Genomic DNA, 5,526 nt, shown 5'->3' with positions numbered 1-5,526 from the left:
TCGTCCTCATCGAGGACACGCGCGAGCTTCAATGCGCGGCGCCCAATCTCGTCGCCATGCGCACCAAGGATGGTGTCGCAACGCTGTCCGACCTGGTGCGGTCTTCCCTGCGCCTGCGGCCCGACCGCATTCCCATCGGCGAGGTGCGCGGCGCCGAGGCGCTCGACCTCCTGAAGGCGTGGGGCACCGGACATCCCGGCGGCATCGGCACCATCCACGCCGGCACCGCGATCGGCGCGCTTCGCCGCCTCGAGCAGCTCATCCAGGAAGCCGTCGTCACGGTCCCGCGCGCGCTGATCGCAGAAACCATCGATCTCGTCGCCGTGCTGAGCGGCCGCGGCGCCTCGCGCCGTCTCGCCGAGCTCGCCCGCGTCGAGGGCCTCGGACCCGGCGGCGACTACCGCATCACCCCCGCGACAGCAGGCCCAGCAGGAGATCACGCATGACCGCCGCCCGACAGCCATCAACTAAGCACCGCCTATTCGTCGGCTCGGTTCTCGACCGGATCGGCGCCATCGGTCTGACCGCGACAGGGCTTCTCTACGCGGCGCCGGCCTATGCCAGCGGCTCGTCCATGCCGTGGGAGCAGCCGCTTCAGCAGATCCTGCAATCGATCGAAGGCCCGGTGGCCAAGGTCATCGCGGTGATCATCATCATCGTCACTGGCCTGACGCTCGCCTTCGGCGATACGAGCGGCGGCTTCCGCAGGCTCGTGCAGATCGTCTTTGGCCTGTCGATCGCATTCGCAGCCAGCTCCTTCTTCCTGAGCTTCTTCAACTTCGGCGGTGGGGCGGTGGTGTGATGGCTGGTGTGCTTGAGACCGCCGAGGTCCCCGGCTTCTCGGTGCCAGTCCATCGGGCGCTGACCGAGCCCATCCTCTTCGGCGGCGCGCCGCGCTCGATCGCCATCCTCAACGGCACGCTCGCCGCCGCGCTCGGGCTCGGCCTGCGGCTCTGGCTCGTCGGCCTCGGCCTTTGGGCCGTCGGCCATTTCGCGGCGGTGTGGGCGGCGAAGCGCGATCCGATGTTCGTGGAGGTCACGCGCCGGCACCTGCGCATTCCCGGCTTCCTGGGCGTGTGAGGCGGCCGATGATGAACCTCGCCGAATATCGCCGCACGTCTTCGCGCCTCGCCGACTTCCTGCCGTGGGCAGCGCTCGCCGCAGAGGGCGTCGTCCTCAACAAGGACGGCAGCTTCCAGCGCACGGCACGCTTCCGCGGCCCCGACCTCGACTCCTCCGTGCCGGCCGAGCTGGTCGCCGTCGCGGGCCGCCTCAACAACGCCTTCCGGCGCCTCGGCTCCGGCTGGGCGATCTTCGTCGAGGCGCAGCGTCACGGCGTCGGCGCCTATCCGTCGAGCCGCTTTCCCGATGCCGCGTCTGCGCTGGTCGACGCCGAGCGCAAGGCGGACTTCGAGGAAGCGAGTGCGCATTTCGAGTCGAGCTACTTCCTCACCTTCACCTACCTGCCGCCGGCCGAGGACGCCGCGCGCGCCGAGAACTGGCTCTACGAGGGCAAGGCCGACCGCGGCGTCGATCCGCACGAGATCCTAAGCGGCTTCGTCGACCGCACGGATCGCGTCCTGCAGCTCATCGAAGCCTTCATGCCCGAATGCGCCTGGCTCGATGACGGCGAGACGCTGACCTACCTGCATTCCTGCATCTCGACCAGGCGCCATCGCGTGCGCGTGCCCGAGACGCCGATATATCTCGACGCGTTATTGGCCGACCAGCCGCTGACGGGAGGCCTCGAGCCGCGGCTCGGCGACGCACACCTTCGCGTGCTCACGATCGTCGGTTTTCCGACGGCAACCACGCCGGGCATTTTGGATGAGCTGAACCGGCTGGCGTTTCCTTATCGCTGGGCGACGCGCGCGATCCTGCTCGACAAGACCGACGCAACCAGGCTGCTGACCAAGATCCGCCGGCAATGGTTCGCCAAGCGCAAGAGCATCGCGGCGATCCTGAAGGAGGTAATGACCAACGAGGCCTCGGCTCTCGTCGACACCGATGCCGCGAACAAGGCGGCCGACGCCGACCTCGCGCTCCAGGAGCTCGGCGCCGACTACGCCGGCGAGGCCTATGTCACCGCGACGGTGACGGTCTGGGACGATGACCCCCGCATCGCCGCCGAAAAGCTGCGGCTGGTCGAGAAGGCCATCCAGGGCCGCGACTTCACCGCGATGCCCGAGACGATCAATGCCGTGGACGCCTGGCTCGGCTCGCTGCCGGGGCATGTCTACGCCAACGTGCGCCAGCCGCCGATCTCGACCCTCAACCTCGCCCACATGATCCCGCTGTCGGCGGTGTGGGCGGGGCCGGAACGGGATGAGCACTTCGGTGCACCCACCTTGCTGTTCGGCAAGACCGAAGGGTCCACCCCGTTCCGGTTCTCTTTGCATGTTGGTGACGTCGGTCACACGCTCGTCGTCGGCCCGACCGGCGCCGGCAAGTCGGTGCTGCTGGCGCTGATGGCCCTTCAGTTCCGGCGCTATTCCCGCTCGCAGGTCTTCGCCTTCGACTTTGGCGGTTCGATCCGCGCCGCCGCGCTCGCCATGGGCGGCGACTGGCACGACCTCGGCGGCGGTCTCACGGACGGGTCCGCCGAGAGCGTTTCGCTGCAGCCGCTCGCCGGCATCCACCATGTCCCCGAACGCGCCTGGGCCGCCGACTGGATCGTCGCGATCCTGATGCGCGAGGGCGTGGCGATCACACCCGAGGTCAAGGAGCATCTCTGGACCGCGCTGACCTCTCTTGCCAGCGCTCCCGTCGTCGAACGCACGATCACCGGCCTCGCGGTGCTCCTGCAATCAAACGATCTCAAGCAGGCGCTGCGGCCCTATTGTGTCGGCGGGGCCTATGGCCGCCTGCTCGACGCCGAGCACGAGCATCTCGGCGAGGCATCGGTCCAGGCCTTCGAGACCGAGGGCCTGATCGGCACCGGCGCGGCGCCGGCCGTGCTCGCCTATCTGTTTCACCGCCTCGAGGATCGCCTCGACGGGCGGCCGACCTTGCTGATCGTCGACGAAGGCTGGCTGGCGCTCGACGACGAAGGCTTCGCGGGCCAGCTCCGGGAGTGGCTGAAGACGCTCCGAAAGAAGAACGCCAGCGTCGTCTTCGCCACGCAGTCGCTTTCCGACATCGACAATTCACCGATCGCGCCGGCCATCATCGAGAGCTGCCCGACGCGAGTGCTGCTCCCGAACGAGCGGGCGATCGAGCCGCAGATCACTGCGATCTACCGCAGGTTCGGGTTAAACGATCGCCAGATCGAAATCCTCGCGCGCGCGATGCCGAAGCGCGACTACTACTGCCAGTCGCGACGCGGCAACAGGCTCTTCGAACTCGGCCTCTCCGACGTCGCTCTCGCCCTGTGCGCCGCGTCCTCCAAGGCCGATCAAGCCGCCATCGAGCGCATCGTCGCCGAACATGGCCGTGAGAATTTCCTGCCGGCATGGCTGCACCTGCGCGGCGTCGCGTGGGCCGCCGATCTCATCCCAAACCTCACCAACCTGGAGACACAATCATGATTGTCCGTCGTTCCCGCGCGGCGCTTCTTGCCGCGACGGCTCTTTCACTTCCGCTTTGGTTTTCGCCGGTCCTGGTCGCGCCTGCCGCAGCCCAGTGGATCGTCTACGACCCGACCAACTATGCGCAGAACGTGCTGCAGGCGGCGCGCGCGCTGCAGCAGATCAACAACCAGATCACCTCGCTCCAGAACGAAGCGCAGATGCTAATCAACCAGGCGCGCAATCTCGCGAGCTTGCCGTATTCCTCGTTGCAGCGTCTCCATCAGTCCGTCCAGCGCACCCAGCAGCTTCTCGGCCAGGCGCAGAACATCGCCTTCGACGTGCAGCAGGTCGACCGCGCGTTCCAGACCACTTATGGCAACGCGTCACTCTCGGCATCGGATCAGCAATTGATCGCGGATGCGCGCACGCGCTGGCAGAATACGGTCGGCGGACTTCAGGACGCGATGCGCGTCCAGGCCGGTGTGGTCGGCAACATCGACACAAACCGCACGGAGATGTCGGCGCTGGTCGGCCAGAGCCAAGGCGCCACGGGCGCGCTGCAAGCAACACAGGCTGGCAACCAGATCCTCGCACTCCAAGCGCAACAACTCGCCGACTTGACTGCTGTCGTGGCAGCCGATGGGCGAGCACGGGCTCTCGCCGATGCCGAGCGCGCGGCCGCGGCCGAGCAAGGACGTGAACAGCGCCGGCGCTTCCTGACGCCCGGCGCCGGTTATCAGGCCGGAAACGCCCGCATGTTCCCGAATAGCGGCAAATGAGGGCGCGTCCCGTGGACGCCAAGACTCTCGCCCGAATCGGAGCTGTCGCGTTCGTCGCCGTCGCGATCACCGCGACGGTCATCGAGCTGACCCGGAAAGTGGAGCGGCCTGAAACCACTCCAGCCCGGCAAGCGGAGGTGGGTGCGGCCGACCCGCTGCGAGACGAGTTGTTCCGATGCCAGAGCCTCGGCGAGGCCGGGCCGCGCGATCGGGCATGCCTCCGCGCCTGGGCGGAGAGCCGCCGGCGCTTCCTGACACCAGGCACGGCACGCCCGCAAATCGGGTCCGGATTGCCGGGCTCCAGCGGTGAGAGCCGCAGCCGCGGCGCCGCGCCAGGCGGCGAGTAGCGCCATGGGGGGCACGGGCGTCATCGACCATTTCCTCGAGGTCTTCACCCGCTACATTGACAGCGGGTTTGGCCTCCTCGGCGGCGAGGTCGCCTTCGTTGCGACCACGCTGATCGTGATCGACGTCACGCTCGCCGCTCTGTTCTGGAGCTGGGGCGCCGATGACGACATCCTCGCCCGCCTCATCAAGAAGACGCTGTTCGTCGGCGTATTCGCCTATCTCATCGGCAACTGGAACAACCTCGCGCGGATCGTCTTCGAGTCCTTCGCCGGCCTCGGACTGAAGGCGAGCGGAACCGGCTTCACGACGGCTGATCTTCTTCGCCCGGGCCGCGTCGCGCAGACCGGCCTCGACGCCGGCCGGCCGCTGCTCGACTCGATCTCGGGCCTCATGGGCTACTGGTCGTTCTTCGAGAACTTCATCCAGATCGCGTGCCTATTCCTCGCCTGGGCGCTCGTCCTGCTCGCCTTCTTCATCCTCGCGGTGCAGCTCTTCGTGACTCTCATCGAGTTCAAGCTCTCGACGCTCGCGGGCTTCGTGCTCATCCCGTTCGGGCTGTTCGGGCAGAGCGCGTTCATGGCCGAGCGTGTGCTGGGCAACGTCATCAGCTCCGGCATCAAGGTGCTGGTGCTCGCGGTCATCATCGGCATCGGCTCGACGCTGTTCTCCGAGTTCACCGCCGGCTTCGGCGGCGCCAGCCCGACCATCGATCAGGCCATGGCGATCGTGCTCGCGGCGCTTTCGCTTCTCGGCCTCGGGATCTTCGGACCCGGCATCGCCAATGGCCTAGTCAGCGGCGGCCCGCAGCTCAGCGCCGGCGCGGCCGTGGGCACCGGCCTTGCGGCGGGCGGCGCGGCAGTCGCGGCGGGTGCGGCCGGCGGACTCGCCGT

Annotated in this window: 7 protein-coding genes; all 7 read left to right on the top strand. The window is 67.8% G+C overall.

Features of this window, described 5'->3' with window-relative positions:
• Nucleotides 1–446 (top strand): ATPase, T2SS/T4P/T4SS family (locus tag CCR97_RS02145; RefSeq protein WP_201159267.1); only part of this gene is annotated, 446 nt, incomplete at its 5' end.
• Entirely contained in the window at nucleotides 443–802 is a 360-nt protein-coding gene (locus tag CCR97_RS02140; RefSeq protein WP_012047468.1) for a TrbC/VirB2 family type IV secretion system protein, read from the top strand. The genes CCR97_RS02145 and CCR97_RS02140, both read left to right, overlap by 4 nt.
• The gene (locus CCR97_RS02135) at nucleotides 802–1,080 is read left to right on the top strand and encodes a VirB3 family type IV secretion system protein (protein ID WP_111359762.1); all 279 of its coding nucleotides are present in this window, start codon (nucleotides 802–804) and stop codon (nucleotides 1,078–1,080) included. Before CCR97_RS02140 ends, CCR97_RS02135 begins: the two co-directional genes overlap by 1 nt.
• Before the next feature lie 8 nt (nucleotides 1,081–1,088).
• Nucleotides 1,089–3,527 carry a conjugal transfer protein TrbE gene (trbE, locus tag CCR97_RS02130; protein WP_111359763.1) on the top strand — a complete coding sequence of 813 codons (2,439 nt, stop codon included), beginning with the start codon at nucleotides 1,089–1,091 and terminating at the stop codon, nucleotides 3,525–3,527.
• Nucleotides 3,524–4,288 (top strand): P-type conjugative transfer protein TrbJ, encoded by a 765-nt coding sequence (gene trbJ / locus CCR97_RS02125; protein WP_012047471.1) that lies wholly within the window; start codon nucleotides 3,524–3,526, stop codon nucleotides 4,286–4,288. Before trbE ends, trbJ begins: the two co-directional genes overlap by 4 nt.
• On the top strand, nucleotides 4,285–4,635 hold the full coding sequence (gene trbK-alt, locus CCR97_RS02120) for a putative entry exclusion protein TrbK-alt (protein WP_207199367.1): 351 nt from the start codon (nucleotides 4,285–4,287) through the stop codon (nucleotides 4,633–4,635). Before trbJ ends, trbK-alt begins: the two co-directional genes overlap by 4 nt.
• Nucleotides 4,636–4,639: 4 nt before the next feature.
• Nucleotides 4,640–5,526: P-type conjugative transfer protein TrbL (gene trbL / locus CCR97_RS02115; RefSeq protein ID WP_201159265.1), on the top strand; the 887-nt coding region annotated here is incomplete at its 3' end.

It is taken from the genome of Rhodoplanes elegans (assembly GCF_016653355.1).
GTDB classification, from domain to species: domain Bacteria; phylum Pseudomonadota; class Alphaproteobacteria; order Rhizobiales; family Xanthobacteraceae; genus Rhodoplanes; species Rhodoplanes elegans.
The sequence above is the reverse complement of the archived record's forward strand: the minus strand, read 5'-3'. Positions and strand labels throughout refer to the sequence as shown.